Annotated in this window: 19 protein-coding genes; 11 read left to right on the forward strand and 8 right to left on the reverse strand. The window is 61.9% G+C overall.

Annotation, left to right across the window (positions count from 1 at the left end):
* Positions 1 to 48: 48 nt before the first annotated feature.
* The gene (locus Cth01_RS17935) at positions 49 to 726 is read right to left on the reverse strand and encodes a GntR family transcriptional regulator (RefSeq protein ID WP_045840045.1); all 678 of its coding nucleotides are present in this window, start codon (positions 724 to 726) and stop codon (positions 49 to 51) included.
* A 282-nt stretch (positions 727 to 1,008) separates the two neighbouring features.
* Here Cth01_RS17935 and Cth01_RS17940 point away from each other — a divergent pair, with 282 nt between their 5' ends.
* The 4 genes from Cth01_RS17940 (at position 1,009) to Cth01_RS17955 (ending at position 5,131) form a co-directional block, all read left to right on the forward strand.
* A complete protein-coding gene (locus tag Cth01_RS17940) occupies positions 1,009 to 1,710 on the forward strand; it encodes a GntR family transcriptional regulator (protein WP_003063980.1) in 702 nt (233 codons plus the stop codon).
* A 271-nt stretch (positions 1,711 to 1,981) separates the two neighbouring features.
* Positions 1,982 to 2,302: a hypothetical protein gene (locus Cth01_RS17945; RefSeq protein WP_156160282.1), complete on the forward strand. Its 321-nt coding sequence runs from the start codon at positions 1,982 to 1,984 to the stop codon at positions 2,300 to 2,302.
* Between the two features lie 540 nt (positions 2,303 to 2,842).
* A complete protein-coding gene (locus Cth01_RS17950; RefSeq protein ID WP_045839993.1) occupies positions 2,843 to 4,378 on the forward strand; it encodes an NCS1 family nucleobase:cation symporter-1 in 1,536 nt (511 codons plus the stop codon).
* Positions 4,379 to 4,396: 18 nt separating this feature from the next.
* Positions 4,397 to 5,131, forward strand: a complete 735-nt coding sequence (locus Cth01_RS17955) for an aspartate/glutamate racemase family protein (protein ID WP_003063973.1) — start codon at positions 4,397 to 4,399, stop codon at positions 5,129 to 5,131.
* A gap of 156 nt (positions 5,132 to 5,287) precedes the next feature.
* On the opposite strand, the gene Cth01_RS17960 is transcribed toward Cth01_RS17955, so the two are convergent.
* Entirely contained in the window at positions 5,288 to 6,175 is an 888-nt protein-coding gene (locus Cth01_RS17960) for a LysR family transcriptional regulator (RefSeq protein ID WP_034407481.1), read from the reverse strand.
* Between the two features lie 251 nt (positions 6,176 to 6,426).
* On the opposite strand from Cth01_RS17960, the gene Cth01_RS17965 reads away from it, so the two are divergent.
* The 7 genes from Cth01_RS17965 (at position 6,427) to Cth01_RS17995 (ending at position 16,946) form a co-directional block, all read left to right on the forward strand.
* The gene (locus Cth01_RS17965; RefSeq protein WP_045839994.1) at positions 6,427 to 8,145 is read left to right on the forward strand and encodes an acyl-CoA dehydrogenase family protein; all 1,719 of its coding nucleotides are present in this window, start codon (positions 6,427 to 6,429) and stop codon (positions 8,143 to 8,145) included.
* Positions 8,146 to 8,219: 74 nt separating this feature from the next.
* Positions 8,220 to 9,215, forward strand: coding sequence for a tripartite tricarboxylate transporter substrate binding protein (locus Cth01_RS17970; protein ID WP_045839995.1), 996 nt, complete (start codon positions 8,220 to 8,222; stop codon positions 9,213 to 9,215).
* A 41-nt stretch (positions 9,216 to 9,256) separates the two neighbouring features.
* Positions 9,257 to 10,240: a Bug family tripartite tricarboxylate transporter substrate binding protein gene (locus Cth01_RS17975; protein ID WP_045839996.1), complete on the forward strand. Its 984-nt coding sequence runs from the start codon at positions 9,257 to 9,259 to the stop codon at positions 10,238 to 10,240.
* 169 nt (positions 10,241 to 10,409) lie between these two features.
* The gene (locus tag Cth01_RS17980) at positions 10,410 to 11,588 is read left to right on the forward strand and encodes a M20 aminoacylase family protein (RefSeq protein WP_045839997.1); all 1,179 of its coding nucleotides are present in this window, start codon (positions 10,410 to 10,412) and stop codon (positions 11,586 to 11,588) included.
* A 29-nt stretch (positions 11,589 to 11,617) separates the two neighbouring features.
* Positions 11,618 to 12,625 carry a tripartite tricarboxylate transporter substrate binding protein gene (locus Cth01_RS17985; RefSeq protein WP_045839998.1) on the forward strand — a complete coding sequence of 336 codons (1,008 nt, stop codon included), beginning with the start codon at positions 11,618 to 11,620 and terminating at the stop codon, positions 12,623 to 12,625.
* A gap of 92 nt (positions 12,626 to 12,717) precedes the next feature.
* Positions 12,718 to 13,857, forward strand: a complete 1,140-nt coding sequence (locus tag Cth01_RS17990; protein ID WP_045839999.1) for a CaiB/BaiF CoA transferase family protein — start codon at positions 12,718 to 12,720, stop codon at positions 13,855 to 13,857.
* Positions 13,858 to 14,024: 167 nt separating this feature from the next.
* A complete protein-coding gene (locus Cth01_RS17995) occupies positions 14,025 to 16,946 on the forward strand; it encodes an aconitate hydratase (protein WP_045840046.1) in 2,922 nt (973 codons plus the stop codon).
* A 72-nt stretch (positions 16,947 to 17,018) separates the two neighbouring features.
* On the opposite strand, the gene Cth01_RS18000 is transcribed toward Cth01_RS17995, so the two are convergent.
* The 6 genes from Cth01_RS18000 to Cth01_RS18025 form a co-directional block, all read right to left on the reverse strand.
* A complete protein-coding gene (locus Cth01_RS18000) occupies positions 17,019 to 17,408 on the reverse strand; it encodes a VOC family protein (RefSeq protein WP_045840000.1) in 390 nt (129 codons plus the stop codon).
* A 149-nt stretch (positions 17,409 to 17,557) separates the two neighbouring features.
* A complete protein-coding gene (locus tag Cth01_RS18005) occupies positions 17,558 to 18,673 on the reverse strand; it encodes a PepSY-associated TM helix domain-containing protein (RefSeq protein ID WP_045840001.1) in 1,116 nt (371 codons plus the stop codon).
* A gap of 49 nt (positions 18,674 to 18,722) precedes the next feature.
* Positions 18,723 to 20,939 carry a TonB-dependent receptor family protein gene (locus tag Cth01_RS18010; RefSeq protein WP_045840002.1) on the reverse strand — a complete coding sequence of 739 codons (2,217 nt, stop codon included), beginning with the start codon at positions 20,937 to 20,939 and terminating at the stop codon, positions 18,723 to 18,725.
* 267 nt (positions 20,940 to 21,206) lie between these two features.
* Positions 21,207 to 22,043, reverse strand: a complete 837-nt coding sequence (locus tag Cth01_RS18015; protein ID WP_034391922.1) for an SDR family NAD(P)-dependent oxidoreductase — start codon at positions 22,041 to 22,043, stop codon at positions 21,207 to 21,209.
* Position 22,044: 1 nt separating this feature from the next.
* Complete coding sequence (locus tag Cth01_RS18020) at positions 22,045 to 22,830, reverse strand: citryl-CoA lyase (RefSeq protein WP_045840003.1); 786 nt, start codon at positions 22,828 to 22,830, stop codon at positions 22,045 to 22,047.
* A 12-nt stretch (positions 22,831 to 22,842) separates the two neighbouring features.
* The gene (locus tag Cth01_RS18025) at positions 22,843 to 24,357 is read right to left on the reverse strand and encodes a class I adenylate-forming enzyme family protein (RefSeq protein ID WP_045840004.1); all 1,515 of its coding nucleotides are present in this window, start codon (positions 24,355 to 24,357) and stop codon (positions 22,843 to 22,845) included.
* Positions 24,358 to 24,363 lie beyond the last annotated feature (6 nt).

Here is a 24,363-nt window from a genome sequence, read left to right on the forward strand (position 1 = left end):
GACCGTAGCCAATCAGGTCGCGTGGGTAGGAGGCGGTGGAATCGTAAGTCATAGGGATACGGATGAAAGTGCCATCGACAAATCGTGCGTTGGCAAAGTACGGTTAAAGGACAGACCTTCTTCCATGTGATTGAGGTGCAACTGCATCAGCTGCACCGCATGTTCGGCATTGCCCGCAGCCAGTGCGGTCACGATGTCGGCATGTTCTTCGTGCGAATGCTCGGCCGCTGATGCAGACTGGTACATCAGGGTGATCAATGCGCAGCGGGAAATCAGCTCGCCCAGCAGCTGAGCCAGCACCTCATTGCCCATGAGCTCGGCCATGCGCACGTGGAAGTCGCCCAGCAGCTCGGTGCGCTGGCCCACGTCATTGGCTTCCATGGCCTTCCTTTCGGCAGCCACATGCGCTTTGAGCTCCAACAAGCGGGAGGGTGTCTGCTGCGCGGCAAAATTGCGCACCATTTCGGCTTCGAGCATGCGACGCACGGCAAAGACCTGGCGCGCTTCTTCAACCGAGGGCGTGGCCACAAAGGCACCGCGCGTGGGCTCGAGCTTGATCAGCCGGTTCTGTGATGCATGAAACAAAGCCTGGCGAACCAGAGTGCGGGAAACACCAAAATGATTGGCCAGCTTCTGTTCCGACAACTTGGTGCCGGGCATCAGTCGATGTTCAACAATTGCTTTGGTCAGACTTTCTGCAATGGACCAGGTGAGTGAGGTTTCCATTGCTTCATCATAAATCTTGAACTCAACACTTGTATACAACATTGATTGAGGAAAAACTAGGTGTTCTCCCTTAAGGTGTGCCGGACGTTTCTTGAGACAACCGCAGGAGAAGAAAGACGAATAGCCCACTAGGCATATTTAACTTACGCTCCTCCTTCAGTCAGCTCCGTCATATGTTCTCTGGAGCGCAATATTTATCACCTGCCATTGCGGGCATGGTCGAATTTATTGACTCTTCCTATCCTCAACTTCGTAACAGCTCGGTCGCATAAAATCAATTTAATGAGTACTCCAGTCATCACCAAAACCAAGATCGCCGAGCGTCTCATAGAGTCGATCCTGACAGCCAAGCTTCGTCCGGGAGAGAAACTGGGTGAACAAGACATTGCGGACTTGTTTCAGGTCAGCCGCACCCTGGTCCGCGAGGCCTTGATGCACCTTCAGACCCGGGGATTTGTGGAAGTCCGCTCCAGGGTTGGCTGGTATGTTGCAGAGCCTTCGTTTGAGGAAGCTCAGGAAACCTATGCAGCGAGGCGCGTCGTTGAGCCGGGCATGCTGCGTGATGCTGGTCAACCCTTGCAGGCAACACTGAAACGCCTGCGCAAGCACATCGCCGAAGAGCGCAAAGCCATTGCCTGTGGGGACGCAGAAGCTCGCAGCTGGCTGCTGGCCGACTTTCATATTTGCCTGGCAGAGTGTCTCGGCAATCGGTTCCTGACTTCTATGATGGTCGATCTCTCGGCACGAACAACTCTGATTTCAGATCTATACCAATCGAAGACCGAGGCCAGAGTCTTCAATGACGATCACGCCGCCATTGTTGAGGCGCTGGCGGCTGGAGACAATCTGCGGGCTGAACAATTAATGATTGCTCACATCGATGCATTGGCATCGCGCCTTGATGAAAGCCTGATCGGTCGTCGCGGAGCACGCAACCGACTCCGCTCCATTCTGGCTCCTGAAGATTCGTCTTCAGCCAAATAGGCGTTTCAAAGTCGATAGGAGTCCTTGGCGGGATCCAGCCTGGTTGAGCCGCTCGGCCGCTTTGCCGATCTCGAGCTCCCAACACTTTGCGGCGAGCCAATAATGAGGCTTGAAGCGCTTGTCCCTACCAGGGGGCGATTGAGCTCGCCATCTGTGCCGGTGATGACTTACGCGTTCGCTGATCGTGCCCGGCAGCATTCATCAAGGAGCCGCCTCGGTCCATGGTGATCATGGCACCGGCGCTATGCCGGTTCCTCGACCAGGACTTGGAATGGCTCGCGTTGCGGATAGACGCCGGAACGGTTTCAATCAGGGCCATGAAACCACATGGATAGCCATCGCATCGTGGAATGGTCTTCCAGCAAGAATTGCCAATGCCACCGATCGCAACAAAGCGCTGGTCTCCGCATTGCCCACCGAATGGACTATCCATCTATTTCAACTGCTGCCGCCCTTGGTGAATGCAGCTGTCACTGTCCTGCCCGGCATCGCAACTGATCTCAAAGCCATGGGAGCATCAGCGCCGATTGCTCGTTGGCGAGCAATATTGCAGCGATGGACGCGGGCTGAATGCCGGCTTTGCAACAACTGAGCAGTGACTACTGGTACTCATTCCGGTGTGTGACTTCGAGAGTACTTTCTATAGCCCCTTGATACGCACAGCAACCTGGCTTTGCTCAGCGCGGATCGTGGAGAGGTTCATAGATGGGTATCTACGCAAAACAGCCATGATCAAAGTGTAGGTTTCAGCACCTCGCCCAGGGCAGAAATGCACGCCAGGGCTTGCTGCGCCTGCTACTGACCGTTTGTCCTCCCATCTGAGGACTCCATCGAACCAATATCTCTGGCCGATAGAACCAGGGTTCCTACTAGCATCTTGAATTCATGTCTTGTATACATTGCATGCATGTCAGCGATGTGTTCAAAGCATTTCTGGACAAGCTTGCTGAAGCAGTGGACATGAGGCAGATTTGATTCGCTTCATAAGCATCACAGCTCTTCAGCAGCGAAAACATGGCTGCAGGCCTGCGTCGCCCGTAGCCGCTAATAACGGTAGACAAGCATGACCCGCTCAGCCGAAATGAGGTCATGGCAAAGGGGCTCCATGGAGCACCCTGATGGAAGGCGGCATATGAACAACCTAGTACTGGACACCCATGGTGAGTCACTAACCTCGGGGGCCAACACCACCAGCCCAAAGCGAGATAAAGGCTTGCCGACCGGAGTTTCTCCGGCGCTGTACAACCACGATCTGGCACCTACCTCGAAAGAGGGGCGTACCTGGGGGAGCTACAGCCTGTTCACTCTTTGGGCCAACGATGTACACAGCCTCGGCAACTACGCGTTTGCCATCGGTCTTTTCACGCTTGGGCTGGGAGGACATCAGATTCTGATGGCGCTTCTGCTGGGGGCGGCATTTCTGTTCGTGCTGCTGTCCCTCTCGGGCTTTATGGGGACCCGTACAGGGATTCCCTTTCCGGTGATGAGCCGCATCAGCTTTGGTACACGCGGTGCGCAGATCCCAGCATTGATCCGCGGCGGAGTCGCCATTGCCTGGTTCGGCATTCAAACCTACCTGGCATCGATGGTCCTCGACGTGATGCTGATCACGCTGTTTCCCGGCTTGCAGTCGCTGAAAGAGCAAGTCGTGCTGGGCCTGCCATTGCTGGGCTGGATCAGCTTTTCCATCCTGTGGGTTGTGCAGGTTCTCATTGCCTGCTGGGGCATGGAGAGCATCCGAAAGTACGAGGCCTTTGCCGGGCCTGTAATTCTGTTGACTTTCATTGCCCTGGCAGGATGGATCTTCTACAGCGCCAAGTGGACTCTGCACTGGTCCGCTCCTTTTGAAAGCAGTGGCGGAGCCATGTGGCTGCAGATCCTGGGCGCTGCTTCGCTATGGGTGGCGATCTACGGCACCTTCGTGCTGAACTTCTGTGATTTCACACGTGCAGCCACCTCAAGCAGCGCCGTGGTGAAAGGCAATTTCTGGGGCATTCCGATCAATATGCTGATCTTCGGCTTGATCGTGGTCATCCTGACAGGCGGCCAGCTTGCCATCGACGGCACGCTGATTCAAAGCCCGACCGACATCGTCCAGAACATTCCCAATAAGCCGCTGTTGATGTTGGCCAGTCTTTCGCTGCTGATTTTGACCATCGCCGTGAACCTGATGGCCAATTTCGTGGCTCCTGCCCTGGCGCTGGCCAACCTCATGCCCAGGCATCTGAACTTCCGCCGGGCAGCTCTTGTCAGTGCGGTTCTCGGCTTCGTGATCCTGCCCTGGAATCTCTACAACTCTCCGCTGGTCATCGTCTACTTCCTGGGAGGGCTGGGTTCATTTCTGGGACCGCTGTTCGGCATCGTGATGGCTGACTACTGGCTGATCCGCAAACAGCGCGTGAACGTTCCGGCGCTCTATACACACGACCCTGCAGGCCCCTATCACTACCGCAATGGCATCAATCCGAAGGCAATTCAGGCCCTGATTCCTTCATCCCTGATCTCGCTGCTCTTTGCATTCCTGCCGACGCTGCAATCGCTGTCCCAGTTCTCCTGGTTCATCGCAGCCGGACTGGGTGCCTTGTTCTATTGGATGGTTGCACCGAAAGGTCTCGCCTACGAAGACCAGGATGGCGAAGCCATTTCCGTAGCCTCCGCCAAACACTGAGAAGGAAAGTTGAAAATCATGCGCATTTTGATCGTGAACGTGAACACCACTGAGTCGATGACCCATGCCATTGGCATGCAAGCTCGGAAGGTTGCTGCGCCTGGAACAGAGATAGTCGCGCTGACCCCGCGCTTTGGTGCCGAATCGGTCGAGGGGAATTTTGAGAGCTATCTTGCCGCGGTCGGCGTCATGGACGCCGTGATGAGCTATGGACAACCCTTTGATGCAGTCATTCAAGCCGGCTACGGTGAACATGGCCGCGAGGGCCTGCAGGAGTTGCTGGACGTTCCCGTTGTGGACATCACCGAGGCAGCGGCCACCGCGGCCATGTTCCTGGGCCACAAATACTCGGTGGTCACGACGCTGGATCGAGCTGTCCCATTGATCGAGGATCGACTCAAGCTTGCCGGCCTGGACGAGCGCTGTGCATCGGTTCGCGCCAGCGGCATGGCTGTGCTGGAGTTGGAAACTCAACCCGAGCGCGCGGTCGAAGCGATTGTTCGTCAAGCCAGCCTTGCCGTCAGCGAAGACCATGCGGAAGTCATTTGCCTCGGCTGTGGAGGTATGGCTGAACTGGATGCCAGGATCCGTGAACTGACCGGTGTACCAGTGGTCGATGGAGTAGCCGCGGCCGTGACCATTGCCGAGTCGCTCGTGCGCCTGGGCCTGAGCACCTCCAAGGTCCGTACCTACGCTCCCCCCCGAGCCAAGCGCGTGACCGGCTTCCCATTCACTAGCCAAGTGGCAGGATGAATTGCCCGGAGTTGTGTAAATCGTCCTGGCCTCTTATTTCCATGCCAATAAGCGTTCCTTTGAGCAGCCAATGCTATTTCGAAGAATTCGACGGTGAAGCGTTGAAACAGATCCGGGCAGGCCTGCCGGTCAGCGATGATCAGTCCTGACTTGGCCTCATAGTTCCGTCACGGCCTGCTGCAGGCAGGCCAGCAATGCCTGCACCAGCGGATTGGCCGGTGTACGCCGCCACATGGCCAGCATCTCTGATGATGGGTGCGAGCCTTTGAGCGGGCGGAATACCAGGCGCGGCATGCCCACGCGTGTCAGCGCCTGGGGTACCAGTGCCACGCCCTGACCCAGCGAAACCAGCGAGATCACCGACAGCCAGTGTCGTACCTCGTGGCGTACTTCGGGTGCAAAGCCATGGGCCAGGCACATCTCGTAGATGCGCTGGTGATAGGTAGGCGAGACCAGGCTGGAGAACAGAATCAGACGGTCGTTTTTGAGTTCGGCCAGATCGATGGCGGCGCTGGTCTGCAGCGGGTGGCGGTCGGGCAGGCAGACCACGAAAGGCTCTTCCATCAGCAGCCGGCTGGCAATTCCTTCGGGCGGCTGTATGGAGTGGACCAGGGCCATGTCCAGCCGCATTTGCTGCAGGTCCAGGATTTGCTCTGCGCTGTTGGCCTCAAGCATGTCCACGCGCACCAGGGGGTGGTCGTGCTGGAACCGTTCCAGCGCCTGTGGCAAGCCGCGGTACAGGCTCGACCCCACGAAGCCCAGGCGCAGATGGCCGCGCGTGCCCTGGGCCACGTCGCGCGTTTCCTGTGCGGCCTGCTGACTCAGGGCCAATAGCTGGCGTGCCTTGTCCAGCAAATGTTCACCGGCCGCAGTCAGCCGTACGCCCTTGCTGCTGCGCTCGAACAACTGGGCCTGCAGTTCCTGCTCCAGCTGCTTGATGGCCACGGACAGCGGGGGCTGGGAGATCGACAGCCGCTGCGCCGCACGGCTGAAATGAAGCTCTTCGGCGAGGGTGACGAAGTAGTGCAGCAACCTCAGTTCCATGATTTATTGATATTTAAAAAGTATTGAGAAAGATTTTAATAATATTTGACGTGAATATATGAGGGTGCTGAAATTCGTGGCAGTCCTTGCCTCAATTGCCGGCTTTGTGTGCGGTACATATCGCCTGAATTCGTCATGGCCGAACCCAGAGATGGCAAGCAAGGTAAGCCCTGTAGCGAGGTTGTCGTCCTCTTTCCAATGAGAGGGTGCTCAGCTCCTCAGGGGATATTCGAATTCAGCAGGAGACGTTCATGTCCGCCAACGATAAGAGCCAGATGCATGCCGTGGCCCAGGCTGCCCATCCCGTGCCTGATCGCCACGGTGCCAATTTCTATGCCACCGATCCTGAGTTGCAGTCGCTGCTGGCGCTTTATCTGCCAGCCGATCTGCTGGCCCATCTGCAGCCCTATCTGCAGCGCATGGGCGAGTTGGCCGGTGGGCGCATCGACGAGCTGGCCGGCATGGCCGACAGGAATCCGCCCACGCTCGAGCACCGCAGCCGCGCCGGCCAGGACAGCCAGCGCATCATCAAGCATCCAGCCTATGAAGAGCTTGAGCGCATCGCTTACGGAGAGTTCGGCCTGCAAGCCATTTCGCACCGGGAAGACATGCTGGGCTGGAGCGGCAAGATGCCGCCCATCGTCAAGTACGCACTGACCTTTCTGTTCGTGCAGTCCGAGTTCGGTCTGTGCTGCCCGTTGTCCATGACCGATTCGCTGACGCGCACGCTCAAGAAGTACGGTACCCCCGAGCTGGTGGACAAGTATTTGCCTCAGCTGCTCTCACTGGATTGGGAGAACCAGGCCCAGGGCGCGATGTTCATGACCGAGCAGGCCGCAGGCTCGGACATCGCCAGCACGCTGACTCTGGCCGCCCCGCAGGCCGACGGCTCATGGCTTCTCACCGGCGACAAGTGGTTCTGTTCCAACCCCGATGCCGAGTTCGCCATGGTGCTGGCTCGTGTGGAGGGCGGGGCGCCGGGCATGAAGGGCATCTCGCTGTTTCTGCTGCCGCGTTCCCTGGACGATGGCAGCACCAACCGTTACCGCATCATCCGTCTCAAGGACAAGCTGGGCACCAAGTCCATGGCCAGCGGCGAGATCCGCATGGACGGCGCCGTGGCCTATCTCGTGGGCCAGCAAGGCCGGGGCTTTGTGCAGATGGCCGACATGGTCAACAACTCGCGCTTGTCCAACGGTGTGCGTTCCGCCGGCATGATGCGCCGTGCTGTGGCCGAGGCCGAATTCATCGCCCATGAACGCATTGCCTTTGGCAAGCGCCTGGAGCAGATGCCGCTGATGCAGCGCCAGCTCGACAAGCTGCGCGTGCCCGCCGAGCAGGCGCGCACCATGGTGTTCCAGACCGCGCAGACGCTGATGCGCTCCGACGCGGGCCAGCCGGATGCCTATGCGCTGCTGCGCATTCTGACGCCGCTGATCAAGTTCCGCGCCTGCCGCGATGCACGCAAGGTCACTGGTGATGCGATGGAAGTGCGCGGCGGTTGTGGCTATATCGAGGAGTGGAGCGATCCGCGTCTGGTGCGCGATGCCCACCTGGGCTCCATCTGGGAAGGTACGAGCAATATCGTGGCGCTGGACGTGATCCGCGCCATCAAGCGCGAAGGTTCGTTGCCTGTGCTGCAGCAGTATCTGCATGGCTTGCTCGATCATGCCAGTCTGGTGCCCGGTTACCGCCAGGCGCTGGAAGATGCATTGGCCCGCGCCGGCACCCTGGCCGACAGGGCCGCTCAGGACGGTGGCGAAGTGCTGGCCCGCCAGGCCGCCACAGCTCTCTACAACTGCACCACGGCCATCGCCATGGCTTGGGAAGCCGCACAGACCGGCTCGGCCGAGCGCCTGCGCCTGTCGCAACTGGTGCTGCTGCACCGTGTGCTGCCGCGCGATCCGCTGGTCGATGCGGCTGCCGTGCCGGCGCAGTGGCAGGAGCGATTGCCGGCGGCCTTGAAATAAGTAGAAGAAACGGCTGAAACGCTTCATGAAAAAGGTGTTATCGGCTCTCGGATTATTTCTGCAAGGAGACAAGTATGCGCAATCACGCAAGAGAGCGCCGACGGCTGCTGGCCGCAGCCTCGGGTGCAGTCCTGTTGGCGGCAGCCCATTCTGCCACGCAGGCTCAGAGCGAATCCTATCCGGTTCGGCCGATTCGCCTGGTGGTTCCCTATGGTGCCGGCGGACCGACGGACGCGCATTTGCGGGTGGTGGCACAGCAAGCCTCGCAGCTGCTGGGGCAACTGGTGGTCATAGAGAACAAGCCAGGCGCCAACGGCACGTTTGGTGCGGTGGAGCTGGCGCGGGCTCAGCCGGATGGCTACACCCTGGCGGTGCTGCCTGCCAGTGTCTATCGCGAACCGTATCTGAACCGGGTGAGCTTCGACCCCTTGAAGCTGAGCTACGTGATCGGCATGACCGACTACACCTTCGGGCTGGCTGTGCGTCGGGATGCACCGTGGAAGAGCTGGAAGGAGTTTACCGAAGATGCGAGCAGGCGTCCCGGCCAGATCTCCGTCGGTGCGGCCGGTCCGGTGCAAACGCCCAGCATCGTACTGAGCGAGCTGGTGCAGTTCACGGGCCTGCAGCTCAATCGCGTGCCCTACAAGGGAGACTCGGAGCAGGCCAGCGACCTGCTGGGCGGCCACATCGATGCGGGCGTGCTCTCCGGCGTAGCCTCCCAGCATATCCAGTCGGGCCGATTGCGCTACCTGGCAATGTTCACGTCCAGCCGTGTTCCGCAGTTCCCCCAAGTGCCCACTTTGAGAGAGCTGGGCGTGGATGCGGTGATCGAGTCGCCCTATGGCATTGCCGCCCCTGCCGGCCTGGCGCCGGCGCGGCTGCGCATCATTCATGACGCCTTCAAGGCGGCGCTGGAGTCGACACAGGGGCGCAAGATCCTCGAACAACTCAATCAGCCGCTGAACTACCGCAGCCCGCAAGAGTTCGAGCAGTACGCGAGGAGCGCCTACGCACGCGAGAAGACGCGCATGGAGCGCTTCAAGGCCGTTGCCGGCGGCACCCCGCAGTGATTTTGCCGGTTCATCGGCAACACCCTTCCAAGGAGACAGACATGCATAAAGCCAGACGCGCAGCGCTGGGCCTGATGGCATCCGCCGCCCTGTCGGCGGCACTGCCCGCGCTTGCCCAGGAGAAATATCCGACACGCCCCATCACGTTCATCGTGCCGTTTCCGCCCGGCGGCCCTACCGATGCCATGGCACGCATTCTGGCGACCGAGCTGACCAAGGAGCTGGGCCAGAGCGTGATCGTGGAGAACAAGGCTGGCGCCGGCGGCAATATCGGAGCGGACTTCGTGGCACGTGCCAAGCCTGACGGCTATACGCTGATGTTCGGTACTTCGGGTCCGCTGGCCATCAACAAGCCGCTGTACAAGTCCATCAGCTACGACCCGCGCACCAGCTTCACGCCCATCATCTACGTGGGCTATCTGCCCAATGTGCTGGTGGTTCGGCCGGACTTGGGTGTCAGCAACGTCAAGGAACTGATCGCGCTGGAAAAGAGCAAGCCCGGCAAGCTCAATTTCGCGTCTTCGGGCAATGGCGCTTCATCCCATCTGGCGGGTGTGCTGTTCAACGGCCTGGCCGGCACCCAGCTGCAGCATGTGCCCTACAGGGGCACGGGGCCGGCGCTTAACGACCTGCTGGCCGGTCAGGTGGACATGACTTTCACCGACATCCTCACGGCCATGCCCTATATCAAGGCCGGCAAGGTCAAGGCCCTTGGCGTGGCCACGGCCAAACGCTCCAGTGCCATGCCCCAGATCCCCACGATCGCCGAGCAGGGTCTGGCAGGCTATGACGTGAGCGTGTTCTTCGGCGTGGTCGGCCCCAAGAGCATGCCGGTGGAGCGGGTGGAGCTGCTCAATCAGGCCTATGCCAAGGCGCTGGATTCCGAGAATGTGAAGAAAGCCTTTGCGGCCCAGGGCCTGGAGCGCGGCGCGGATGCCCAGCCCGCCTATCTGGCCGGCTTCGTGAAGAGCGAGCTCGACAAATGGAGCGAGGTGGTGAAAAAGGCCGGCGTGAAGCTTGACTGATGGCGCTGTCGCTTGGGCGCAAGCGCAGGCATGCCATCGAAGGGTGGACGTGTTAGAACTTTTCGAAACGTCTCGCCTTGGCCGAGAGGAGGACACTGTTTCGCACTGCCTGCCACTGCCCGAGAGCCCATGCAAGGCATGAGTCGGGGTATTTCAACTATCCATAGCCATGACATCTTCAACTTCCCTTCTGCTCGCCCAACTGCAGTCCGTTGCTGCCGAGTTCGTGGAGATCCGCCGCAGCATCCATGCCCATCCCGAACTGGCTTTCGAAGAGACGCGCACCAGCGACATGGTGGCCGATTCCCTGGCCCGTTGGGGTTATGCGGTGCACCGCGGCCTGGGTGTCACCGGTGTGGTCGGCGTGCTCAAAAAGGGCTCGGGGAGCAAGTCGCTGGGCATACGCGCGGACATGGATGCCTTGCCTATCCATGAAAGAACAGGCCTGGACTACGCCAGCCGCCTGCCCGGGAAAATGCATGCCTGCGGCCATGACGGACATACAGCCATCCTGCTGTGCGCGGCAAAGTACGTCGCCGAGAAGCTCGATTTCAACGGCACGCTGAACCTGATCTTCCAGCCGGCCGAGGAGAACGAAGGCGGTGCCATGCGCATGGTGGACGAGGGGCTGTTCGAGCTGTTTCCCTGCGACGAGATCTATGCGCTTCACAACGCACCGGGTTTGCCCGTGGGCCGGATGGCCATCAGCCAGGGACCGGCCATGGCATCGTTCGACCGCGTGACCGTTACGCTGCGCGGGCGCAGTGCCCATGGCGCCATGCCGCATCACGGCATAGACAGCATGCAGTGCGCGGCCAGCATCGTGCTGGGGCTGCAGTCCATCATCACGCGCGAGATCGATGCCCAGCAGGCGGCCGTGATCACGGTGGGCTCCATCCAGGCCGGCGAGGTCTTCAACATCGTGCCTGAAAGCGCCGTGCTCAAGATCGGCGTGCGCGCCCTGCACCCGGACGTGCGCAGTTGGGTGGAAAAGCGCATCAAGGCCTTTGTGCAGGCCCAGGCCGAGAGCTATCAGCTCAGCTGCGACATCGACTACGTGCACAAGTACCCGGTGCTCGTGAATTGCGCAGCCCAGACCGAATACGCGCGGCAGGTGGCCATACGCCTGCTGGGCGAGGACAAGGTGAGCGAGCGCACGCCGACCATGGGTAGCGAAGACTTTGCCTACATGCTGCAAAAGCGCCCCGGCGCCTATATCCGGCTGGGCAATGGCGTGGGGGAGGACGGAGGCTGCATGGTGCACAACCCGCTGTACGACTTCAACGACAAGGCCCTGCCCATAGGTGCGGCCTTCTGGGCGCACTTGGTGCAAAGCTATCTGGCCTGAGCGGTCGCACCTTGAACGGGAGAGAAGAGATGAACACATGGAACCGCCGCGGCTTTATGCGGCACACGCTGTGGCAGACGGCTGCCCTGGCGGCAGGTTCGAGCTGGGTCCGGGCTGCAGAAAGCTTTCCGGCCAAGCCTCTGGTCCTTATGGTGCCTTTTCCCGCAGGCGGGGCCAGCGATGTGGCGGCGCGCATCTTTGCCGAATCCATAGGCCGCAGCATCAGGCAGCAGGTGGTGGTGGAGAACCTGGGCGGCGGAACGGGCCTGATTGCCGCAGCCAAGGTGCTCAACGCGCCTGCAGACGGCTATATGTTCTTCCATGGTTCGGCCAACGAGATCTTCCTGGCGCCCATGCTCAATACGGCAGCGCGCTACAAGCCGGGGGACTTCACGCTGGCCGCTCCCACGACGGAATCGCCCATAGTGCTCATGGTCAAGAGCGGGCTGCCGGTCAACAGCTATGACGAGTTCTTTGAATATGCACGCGCCAGCAAGAACGGCCCGCTGACCTATGGCACGGTGGGAGTGGACTCCATGTACAACCTCATGGGCGATGCTCTCGCAGCCAGACTGAGGCTGCCGTTTTTGCATGTGCCCTACAAGGGCGGCGCGCCGGCCCTGCAGGACCTGGCAGGAGGGCAGGTGGACTTCGCCATCCTGCCTTATCAGGCAAGCTTTGAAGGCATGGCCAAGCAGGGACGGCTGAAGATTCTGACCAGCTTTTCCAAGGTATTGCCCAAGGAGCTGACCCATGTTCCGCTGATATCGCAAAGCCGCCTCAGCCCGGATTTTGAATACACCGTCAGTGCGGGCTATTTTGTGAAGAGGGGCACCTCCGCGGACCGGGTTGCCGCGCTGCGCAGCGCCATAGGGCAGGCGCTGGTGAATCCGGAAATCCGCGCCAAGCTGGAACTGGAGGGCAAGCACCTGCGCCAGCCTGTTGCCTCGCAGCTAGAGGCGGACCAGAGCTTCCATGCCATCCATCAGCGCCTGAGCGCGCTGGTGCGCAGCGTGGGCCGAAAGCCTCTGGCCTGAGACATGGGCTGCCGAGACTGGCGGTGCAAGCCCACGAGCAATCTTTGATCAACACGCAGGCCATGGGCCCGCATTTTGTCGGAAAGTGAAACATGCACAATCCAGCCACGATTGGCGCCGGAGCCCTGCAGGGCGTCAAGGTGCTTGATCTGTCACGCATTCTCGGCGGGCCGTTCTGCGGCCAGATACTGGGCGACCATGGCGCCGATGTGCTCAAGGTGGAGCCGCCGCAGGGCGATGACACCCGCACCTGGGGGCCTCCGTTTCGCGACGGCGTGGCCTCCTACTACTTCGGCTTGAACCGCAACAAGCGCCTCCAGTTTCTCGACCTGTCCGCGCCCGAAGGCCAGCAGCGCGTGCGCGCCTTGATGGCCGAGGCTGATGTGGTGGTGGAGAACTTCAAGGTCGGCACCATGGAGAAATGGGGCATAGGCTATGAGCAGATGCGCGAAGAGCTGCCGCATCTGATCTGGTGCCGCGTCACGGGCTTCGGCGCCGACGGCCCTCTGGGAAGCCTGCCCGGCTACGACGCCGCCATCCAGGCCATGGCCGGCATCATGAGCATCAACGGCGAAGCCGACGGCGAGCCGCTGCGCGTGGGACTGCCGGTGGTGGACATGGTGACGGGGCTGAATGCCACCATAGGCGTGCTGCTGGCACTGCACGAGCGGGGGCGCAGCGGACAGGGGCAACTGGTGGATGCTTCGCTCTACGACTCCGGGCTGTCGCTGCTCCACCCCCATGCGGCCAACTGGTTCATGGGGCGCAAGGTGCCGCAGCGTTCGGGCAATGCACATCCCAATATCTATCCCTATGACGTGCTCAGCACGGGCGGTGCTCCCATCTTTCTGGCCGTGGGCAACGACAGGCAGTTCCGGTTGCTGTGCCAGCATGTCGGGCAGGAGGGACTGGCGCAGGACGAGCGCTTTGCCACCGCAGGCCAGCGCTCCGTCCATCGTGCCGAACTCAAGCCCTTGCTCGAGCAGGCGTTTGCGCCCTTAGATGGCGTGAAGCTTGCCGACGAGCTGATGGCCATCGGCGTGCCTGCCGCGCCGGTGCTCGATGTAGCTCAGGCGCTTGAGCACCCGCACACCGTACACCGCGAGATGGTGGTGACGATGGGCCAATACCAGGGGCTGGGCGCTCCGGTCAAGCTCAGCCGCACGCCGGCCAGCTACCGCTTTGCGCCCTTGAGCGAAGGAGAGGATTTTCTGCCGGACGCCGGCGCCTGAGCTTGCTTCGGCGCGACTCCAGCCCGCCCCGTGCGGGCTTTCTTTTCTTGCGCCCATGTGAGCCGGTTTGCGTTGCCGGCGCCCTGTCCCACCCTTTTCACGGGCATTGTGTGCACAATGGAATGCAAAAGCGTTTTCCCTGTGTTCTGTCCATGGAGAGTCTCACGATGTCGCATGCTTTTGCCAAAACCCTGAAGTCCTTTGAACTGGCCGAGGGCAAGAAGGGCAAGTTCTATTCCTTGCCGGCCCTGGCCAAGCAGTTCCCGGAGATCAAGCGCCTGCCTGTCTCGATTCGTATCGTGCTCGAATCGGTGCTGCGCAACTGTGACGGCAACAAGATCACCGAGGAGCATGTGGCGCAGCTGGCGCGCTGGCAACCCAAGGCCGAGCGGGTCGACGAGATTCCGTTTGTCGTCGCGCGCGTGGTGCTGCAGGACTTCACCGGCGTGCCCTTGCTGGCCGATCTGGCCGCGATGCGCAGCACCGCTGCCAAGCTGGGCAAGAAGCCCAAGTCCATCGAGCCGCTGGTGCCCGTGGACCTGGTTGTGGACCACTCCATCATGGTGGACTACTTCGGCACCAAGAAGGCGCTGGACCTGAACATGAAGCTGGAGTTCCAGCGCAACCAGGAGCGCTACCAGTTCATGAAATGGGGCATGCAGGCCTTCGACACCTTTGGTGTCGTGCCGCCGGGTTTCGGCATCGTGCACCAGGTCAATCTGGAATACCTGGCGCGCGGCGTGCACAAGGCCAGGAGCGGCAAGGGTGATGCGGTGTACTACCCCGACACCCTGGTCGGCACCGACAGCCATACCACCATGATCAACGGCATAGGCGTGGTGGCCTGGGGTGTGGGCGGCATCGAGGCCGAGGCGGCCATGCTGGGCCAGCCTGTGTACTTCCTCACGCCTGATGTGGTGGGCTTCGAGTTGACCGGCCAGTTGCGCGAAGGCGTGACGGCCACCGATCTGGTGCTCACCGTCACGGAGCTGCTGCGCAAGGAAAAAGTGGTCGGGAAGTTCGTCGAGTTCTTTGGCGAAGGAACGCGCAGCCTGTCGCTGCCGGATCGCGCCACCATCGGCAATATGGCTCCTGAGTATGGGGCGACCATGGGTTTCTTCCCAGTCGATGAAAAGACCATCGAGTACTTCAAGGGAACGGGACGTACCAAGAGCGAGATTCAGGCCTTCGAAGCCTACTTCAAGGCCCAGCAGCTGTTTGGCGTGCCCAAGGCCGGCGAAATCGACTACTCGCATGTGGTCAAGCTGGATCTGGGCAAGGTGGCACCGAGTCTGGCCGGGCCCAAGCGCCCGCAGGACCGCATCGAGATCGGCCATGTGGCCGGGCAGTTCGACGAGCTGTTCAGCGCTCCCGTGGCCCAGAATGGCTTCAATCTCCCTGCCGATCAGCTGGCGCGTCGCCACGTGGTGAGCCCCGATGGTCCCGAGGCCTTGCAGCCCGAGAGCAAACCCCTGTCGGCCGGTGCGGAGCGCAACAAGGCCGAGATGGTGAGCAACACGCCCGAGACCGGCAAGGTCGAGGCCAGTGCGATTGCTGTTGATGCCAGCCATGCGGTTGCAGCGCCGGAAAAGAGCTTCGATATCGGCAGCGGCGATGTGCTGATTGCAGCCATCACCAGCTGCACCAATACCTCCAATCCCAGCGTCATGCTGGCGGCGGGCCTGCTGGCCAAGAAGGCGGTGCAGGCAGGCCTCAAGGTCAAGCCGCATATCAAGACCTCGCTGGCCCCGGGCTCTCGCCTGGTCACCCGCTATCTGACCGAGGCGGGCTTGCTGCCTTATCTGGAAAAACTGGGCTTTGCGCTGGCAGGCTACGGCTGCACCACCTGCATCGGCAATGCCGGTGATCTCACCCCCGAGATCAATGCCGTCATCACGCAGAACAATCTGGTCTGCTCGGCCGTGCTCTCGGGCAACCGGAATTTCGAGGCCCGCATTCACCCCAATATCAAGGCCAACTTCCTGGCCAGCCCTCCGCTGGTGGTGGCTTACGCGATTGCCGGCACGGTGCGCAAGGACCTGATGACCGAGCCCGTGGGCAAGGGCAAGGGCGGCAAGGATGTGTATCTGGGCGATATCTGGCCCAGCAGCGAGGAAATTCAGGAGCTGCTCAAGTTCGCCATGAACGGCAAGGCCTTCCGCAGCAATTACGAGCAGGTGGCCAGCGAGCCGGGCAAGCTCTGGGAAAAGATTCGGGGTGTGACGGGCGCCACCTATACCTGGCCCGAGAGCACCTATATCGCCGAGCCGCCGTTCTTTGCCGACTTCGCTCTGGATTTGAAAGCACCACCCGAAGACGGGGGTAGCGCTGCAGGTCAGAAAGGCTCTAACTCCAGCGCGGTGCACGGTGCTCGCATCATGGCCTTGTTCGGTGACTCCATCACCACCGACCATATCTCGCCCGCAGGCTCCATCAAGGAGTCTTCGCCGGCAGGCAAGTGGTTGCTCGAGCATGGCGTGCATAAGGCCGACTTCAACAGCTATGGCTCGCGCCGGGGCAACCACGAGGTGATGATGCGCGGCACTTTTGCCAATGTGCGTATCAAGAATCTGATGATCCCCGCCGCAGGCGACGGCTCGCGCGAGGAGGGCGGTGTCACCCTGTTCCGCGACGACCATGGCCGGGCCGAGAAGATGGCCATTTACGACGCGGCCATGAAATACCAGGCCGCGGGCCGTGCCACGGTGGTGCTGGCAGGCGAGGAATACGGCACGGGCTCCAGCCGCGACTGGGCGGCCAAGGGCACGCAACTGCTGGGCATCAAGGCCGTGGTGGCGCGCAGCTTCGAGCGCATTCACCGCTCCAATCTGGTGGGCATGGGCGTGTTGCCGCTGCAGTTCAAGGGCAATGACAGCTGGCAAACCCTGGGTCTGACGGGCGAGGAGTTCATCGATGTGATCCCGGCCGCCGACCTGGCGCCGCAAAGCGATGCCCAGTTGGTGATCACCAGGCCCGATGGCAGCAAGAAAACCGTGACCGTGAAGCTGCGCATCGATACCCCCATCGAGGTGGACTACTACCGCCATGGCGGCATCCTGCCCTATGTGCTGAGGCAGTTGCTGGCCTGATTGCGCCAGCTTGCCAGGTAAAAAGGCCTGTCCTCCTCGGAGGCAGGCCTTTTTCGTGGGCTGGCGCGAGCCCTATTTCATCGAGTGCAGGCCAAACATATTGCCTTCGGTATCGATGGCCAGGGCAATAAATCCATAGGGGCCTATGGAGACTTTGTCGCGGTGCAGGCTGCCGCCGTTGCGTGCGACGCGGGCGGCTTGCTCGGCGCAGTCTTCACAGACGAAATAGACCAGCGTGCCGCCGCCGCCAGAGGGGCATTCCGGCATGCGGACCAGCGCTCCGGTGGCACCAGCGTTATCCGGCTGTCCTGGAAAGGCCCACATCTCCATGTCGGGGTGCTCGCCGCCTTCCGGCATGGCCAGCGCTTGCAGCTGACAGCCCAGCATGGCTTCGTAGAAGCTCCTGGCGCGCGACATGTCCTGCACGTAGATCTCGAACCAGCCAACGGGATTCATAGCCATCTTCAGCTCCTTGTCTGCTCATCGGTGGAAGTCCAGATGCTGAGGCAGCAGAGGCTGTGATGCAAGCAGACCCGGCCCTTAACAGGGGCTTCGAGCCTGGAACATGGGGCAAGGGCCGGGCGCGGGTTGCCGGGCGCCGGCCCGCACTCTCAGGGCTTTCTCTGGGCGGCAAGCTTTCTGGCCTTGCGGCGGTGCCACCAGAGCCAGATTCCGCTGATGCCCAAGCCGCCCAGCACCAGGCCGTTGAGGCCGGCCAGGATTTCCATCAGTACGCCACCCAGCTCGCCCGTGTGCAGCGGATAGGCCACGGCCACCGCCGCAGCGCCGGGGTCGAGTTCATTCCAGCGTCTGACGTCCAGCACGGCACCATTGCGCGGGTCCAGCCATACCGAGCTGATGCCGTTGGGGTGCGGTTCACCGGGGGCGCGAAAGCGGATGCGTACTGCCTGCTTGGCATTGGGCGGCAGCTGCACGAAGCTGGCCTGGGCATCGGGCATGGCCGCGCGGGCCGAGGCCAGCATGGCATCCACATCGGCTGGCAGCGGTTTGGCAGATGTTTCCGTAGTCAGTGCGGGCAGCTTGGGTGGCTTGACTGCCGTGCTGCTGCTGAGCACATTGAGCCAGTCGCCCAGCGGCCGCCATGCCATATAGGCACCGGTGACGACCGACACCGCTATCAGCAGGCCCATGATCACGCCGCCGATGCGGTGCATGTCGAACAGGGCGCGCACCAGGCTTTTATTGAGTTCTATGCGCCAGTTGCCCGGCCAGCGCTTGGGCCACCAGAGAATGACGCCCGTCAGCAGCAGCAGCAGGTAGGCCAGGGTGGTCCAGGCCAGTATGGCCTTGCCGTTGGCGTCCAGCAGCAAGGTGCTGTGCAGCTTGAACAGCGTGTTGACAAAGCCCTCGGTCTCGCCGCGGCGGCCCTGCTCCGCTCCGGTGACGGGGTCCAGGTAAATGGTGCCGCGCCAGTCCGCAGCCTGAACGCGCAGCCACAGGCTGTCCTGTGTCTCCTGAGGCAGCCGGAAGCGCAGAGTCGCTTTGCTGCCGAACTCCTCATGGGCTCTTGCCAGTATCGGCGTCAGTGCTGCGGCCTGCTGCGCATGCGTCGTGCGGGCCTGGAACAGCTCGGGGTGCGCCATGCGGTCCAGCGGCTGGCCGATGATGAGCAGGGTGCCGGTGAGCCCGGCCAGAATCAGAATCCAGCCCAGGCCCAGGGCAAACCAGCGATGCAGCCGCAGCCACAGAGAACGGAGCGAAGTCATTGCGCGTGATGGTGTGATGCCCCGCGAGGTGGGCTCGCGGGGCCGCCGCTTAGAACGGCAGGGTGGCCTGAACGTACAGGGTGCGTGGCATGCCCACGTATTTGCCACCGCCGTTGTTGTCGGTGGAGCGGGTGAAGTAGCGGCGGTCAAACACGTTCTTCATGCCAACGGTCAGGCGCAGATTGTTCAGCTCCTTGCCGGCCTGGTAGCTGGTGCGCAGGCCCAGGATGGCAAAGCCCGGGATATCGCCCAGATTGCCATTGGCGTCTTCCTGCGTGATGTAGGGATTGGGCTTGGCGCTGGTGCCGGGCGTGCCGGGCGAGCGTTGCTTGGACTGGGCGTTCAGATCGGCATTGAAGGTCCAGCGCTCCATCGCATAACGTGCCGACAGGCCGGCCGTGTGGCGCGAATAAAGCGGCAGGTCGCGGCCTGCGAAAGGACCGGCCTGGCTGGTGGCCTGGGTGAAGGTATAGCTCATGCCCAGCGACAGGCCCTTGAGTGCCGGGTAGTTCTTGCCGAAGTCATAGCGCAGCGCCGATTCCAGACCACGGTGGCGCGTGGCACCCAGATCGGTCCAGATGCCGTTGCCGGTGCCGTCGCCCGGGCGGTCCAGGAACAGCTCCTTGTTGAAGTCGATATTGAACAGCGTCAGCTCGCCATTCCAGGTGTCGCTCTTGTAGTGCGTGCCTAGCTCGTAGGTCTTGGCCGATTCGGGATAGAGCTGGTTGTTGGATGACTGAGCCAGCTGTGCGTACTGCTGAGGCCCGAAGGACTTGCCGGCATTGGCGAACACCGACCAGTGGCTGTCGACGCGGTAGAGCACCGACAGCGTGGGCAGCCATTCGTTGGCGGCCGCCGTCGGGTAGATGGCCGCTGCGGTCGCGCCCTTGTAGTCCACCACATTGTTGAAGGAGCGGATGCGCTCGTAGCGCACGCCGGGCGTGATGGTCCAGTTGCCCACATCGATGCGGTTGTCGATATAGAAGGCATTGGCCGTGGTGCCGCCCTGGCTGGTCTGGGTGGTGTTCAGCGGCAGGGCCATGGCATCGACCTGGCCGGGCACATAGAAGCCGGAAGTGGCCAGCGCCGTTTCTGAGCTCTTTTCCTTCAGGTAGCGATAGCCCATGCTGACTTCCTGCACCACGGAGCCGGTCTCGAAAATGCGCGAGTAGCGCGGCTCCACGCCGTAGTAGCTGTAGTCGCGCGGTGCGGCCGTGAGGCTGCGCTTGCCTGCATTGGCGCCGGTGGCGTCGCGTTCGATATAGCTGCCGCGGAAGGAGTCCACGTAGTAGCTGAGCACTTCGAAGTTGTTGCGACCGTCCTTGTAGCTGTACTTGAGCGAGCCGTCGGTGCGGCGGCCCGTGAACTGGTCATAGTTGCGCGTGCTCTGGAACGGGTCGGCGGCGTACTGGGCCGTGGTCAGGCCGCCGGGCATCTGGCCCTTGCCCTCGAAATGGTGCAGCGAAGCGGAAATGCTGCTGTTGTTGCTGAGCTTGTAGCTGCCCTTGACCAGCAGATCGTCGATGTCGGTCTTGTCGTTGCTGCTGCGCCAGCCCTTGCCGTGCGTGCCCGAATACAGCACGGCCAGGCCCAGGCCCGACTCGTTGGTGCCGCCCACAAAGAAGCTGGGCGTGGTCTTCACGTTGCCGCCGTGGCTGTAGATCTCGGTGCCGATGGAGGCTTCGGCCGCAAAAGTCTTGGGAATGGCGCGTGTCGTGAAGTTGATGATGCCGCCCACGTTCTGCGGGCCGTAGCGCACCGAGCCTGCACCGCGCACCACGTCGATGGAGTCCAGATTGCCCAGCGCCACGGGCGCCAGCGACAGCTGGGGCTGACCGTAAGGAGCGTAGGAGACGGGCACGCCGTCCTGCAGCACATAGGAGCGTGGCGACAGGCGTGCGGTCAGACCGCGCACGCTCAGGTTCAGAGAGATATCGCTGCCGCCCGTGCCGTTGCTGTCCTGAACCTGCACACCGGGCACCAGGCGCAGCGCTTCGCGCAAGGTGGCCGCGCCGCTTTCCTGGATGCGCTCGCGCTCGACGATGGTGCGGGCGCCTGGATGCTCCAGCACCTTCTCGGCGCTGGACATATCGCCATCCAGCCAGTTGCCGGTGACGGTGACCGAGTCCAGGGCGGCTTCGGCAGTGGCGGCGTTGGCCGTCTGTGCATGAACGGGGCTGGCGAGCACGCCAAGGGCTGCGGCAACGGCAGCGGCGGCGCTGCTCAGGCGAAAAGCGGGGGAGTCGGAAAGATGGAGGTTAGCCATGGGTGTTGTAGGGGAGTGCACACAGCACCTGGCTGGCATGAACAGCGCGCTGCCCCAGCCTTGCGCTGGCGGCATCTCTTGTCTTCAGTCGGGGCCGGAGGGGACTATGTGGCGTTTATTGGCAGGCGCAGATATTAATGAGAATGGCTGTCATTTGGCTGTATGTGGTTATGTTGAGACACAAAAAAACAGCCTCCCTGTTCGGCAACCTGGCCGTCCGGGGAGGCTGCGTGCGGGAGCTGGACGCTGGCACGGCCCTGCGAGGGCTCAGACGTATTTCCCTGTCAAGCCGCCGTCGGCCACGATTTCCGTGCCCGTGATGTAGCTGGCGGCATCCGAAGCCAGGAAGGCGCAGACGTTCGCCACCTCCCACGCAGTCCCCATACGTTGCAGTGGCACCTGCTGTGCCCGCGCAGCCTTGGCCTCGCCCAGGCTGTCGGAGAACATATGTGCCACATTGGCGGTCACGCGTGGCGTATCGATCAGACCGGGCACAACCGTGTTGGCTCGAATTCCGTGCGGCGCGTACTGCTGTGCAATCATGCGCGTCATCTGGATGACGGCAGCCTTGGTCGTGCAATAGGCGAGATGCGGATAGCCGAGATAGCGCAGTCCCGCGACCGAAGCGATCGAGATGATGGTGCCGGAGCCACGCTGCACCATCGCCGGCAGAACCGCCTGGCAGCTCAGCATCAGACTTTTCACGTTCACGCTGTGAATACGGTCCAGGTCATCTGCGCTTGTTTCCAGCGGTCCACCCGTCTTGCCTATGCCTACGTTGTGATGGAGCACGTCGATGGCCTGGTGCCTGGCAGTTATGTCTCTGAAGGCCGAGAAGATGTCCTCTTCGCGCGCCATGTCGGCCTGATAGGCAAAGGCGCTGCCACCTTCGGTTTCGATCAGGTGCACGGTCTCCTTGGCGGAGGCAAGATCGCGGTCGATCACGCATACCGTCGCTCCCTGTCGTGCATAGGTGATGCACGAGGCTCGGCCGATGCTCCAGCCAGGAGCGATGGAGCCGCCACCGGCGACGGCGACCGTGCGGCCATTCAGGTCAAGCAGTGCGCGCAAAGGTGGTGCCGTATCGGGAGTTGTGCCGGACATTTCACTGCTCCTCTGCCGCACCTGGGCTTACGTACGCAATTGCATGTTCGACGGTTTCCCAGATGAATCGGCCCGAAGGGTTCTGCTGCTCTTCGGCGATATGCGCAACCAGTCCTGCCGCGCGCGAGATCACGGCAAACCCGCGCATGATTCTGGTGGGCACACCGATCTCCCCCAGCAGGGCAGCCACGGCGCCCGTGGCATTGATGGTGATCGCGCGGCCGGCACTTTCGTCCACGGCCTGGGACAGCATCTCCAGGGCACGAATCCTGTCACCTTTCAGATCCGCCTCCTCGCGTCCCATCTCCAGCAGCTTGTAGGCGCGGGGGTCGACCGGCTTGTGAAGGTGGTGTCCGAATCCGGGGACGGGCGACTTTTGCGACTGGTAGTGACTGGCGATGCTGCGGGCTTCCTCCATGGGGCTGGAGGCCGCGATGATGCGGTCGAGCAGTCCCGAGCAGTTCTCCATGGTGCCGACAAACGAGCTGCCCACGGCCAGCAGGCCCGCAGAGACGGCTCCCTGCAGATTCTCCGGTGCGCTCATGTAGACGACGCGGGTGGCAATGGCGCTGGGAGTGAGGCCATGCTCCATCAGCACAATCAGCACCACATCGGTGATGCGCAGGTCCACGGGGCGTGGGCTGCGTCCGAGGATCTGCATGAGCATCACCTCCGTGAACGTCTTCTTGCCCATGAGATCCTGCACGAGATCGGCATCGCCGTAAGTCAGGCTGGTGAGCGTATGCGTGCACAGGCTAGTGGTAGGAGGCTGTTTCATTTGCTTCATGGCTTGCTTTCTTCAGGTGTTGCTGCCGCTGGCAATGGCCAGGTCGCGCACGGCATTCTTGAGAACCTTGCCCACGGGAGAGCGTGGCAGTTCGCTCATGAAGTGGATGCGTTTCGGGGTCTGGACGGGGCCGAGCCGTTCGCGCAGAAAGGCCGCGAGATCGGCCTCGGTGGCCTGTTGGTCCGGCCGCAGCTGCACTGCGGCCTGGACGCTTTCGCCCCATTTGTCGTCAGGAATGCCGAAGACTGCGCATTCATGCACGGCCGGGTGCTGGGCGAGGGCGTTCTCGACCTCGATCGGGTAGACGTTGAAGCCACCCGTGATCACCATGTCCTTCAGGCGATCCTTCAGATAGAGGTAGCCGCGTTCGTCGAACATGCCGCGGTCGCCGGTGTGCAACCAGCCGTCGCCCAGCGTCTCTGCCGTCTTCTCGGGCAAGTTCCAGTACCCGGTCATCACCAGCGGCCCGCGCGCGACGACCTCGCCCACCTCGCCGGTTTCAAGCAAGAGTCCATCGGGAGACATGATGGCCACGTCGCTGTACCAGGTGCGTCGTCCGACCGCTGCCCAGTTGGCTTCTTGCTCGAAGTCCTCGGGGCGCATGACGGTCAGAATCTGGGGGGCCTCGGTCTGTCCGTAGGTGGTGCCGAGCACGGGGCCGAAGAAATTCCTGACCTCGCGGATCTTCTCCGGGGGCATAGGTGCACCGCCGTAGATCAGACGCTTGAGGTGAGGGAAGTCGGCGCGCGTCGTGTCTTGCAAGCCCATCAGCATGTACACCAGGGTTGGCGGCATGAAGCACACCGTGCCGCCGCGATGCTTGAACGTGTCGCGCACCGCCTGCGCGCCGGCACCGTCCATGATCACGTGGCAGCCCCCCTGCGCAAGAATCGGAAGCACATAGGTCGAGGTGCCGTGGGTGATGGGGGCGGCCATGACATAGCGGTCCTGTTCATCGAATGACCAAGCATGGATCTGATTGACGATGTTCGCCATCCACGCGCGGTAGGGCTGCATCACCCCCTTGGGCGCTCCGGTAGTGCCTCCCGTGAACTTGATGGCTTGCGTTGCGTCTTCGTGTAGATCGAAGCTTGGAATCGGTGCGCCTGCGTGCCGGGATATCAGCTGTGCCAGAGTGGGCTGCTCTGCCTCGGCCGTGCCGATCAGGATGCGCCGAGCCCGTGCATCGCTGACCAGATCCCCGTAGCCCGCCTCGACAATCAGGATGCTGGCGTCGACGATGTCGGTGATGCGGCGGATCTCGGATTGCGTGCTCTTGGGGTTCAGGGGCACCCACACCTTGCCGCAGGCCAGCACGGCCAGAAGTGCAACGATATGCTCGGCGCTGTTGGTGGCGCAGATGGCCACGCGCGATTGCGGTCTGGGGTCCAGCGCCAGCAATCCGCTGGCCGTGGCGCAGACCTGCTGTGCCAGTTGTTCGAAGCTCAACTGCTCACGCGGCGTGTCGATGGCGATGCGCTGCGGCCAGCGCTGCACCGCGCGCCAGAAGAAATCGATGGGATACATAAGCCT

The organism is Comamonas thiooxydans (genome assembly GCF_000964545.1).
GTDB classification, from domain to species: Bacteria; Pseudomonadota; Gammaproteobacteria; order Burkholderiales; family Burkholderiaceae_C; genus Comamonas; species Comamonas thiooxydans.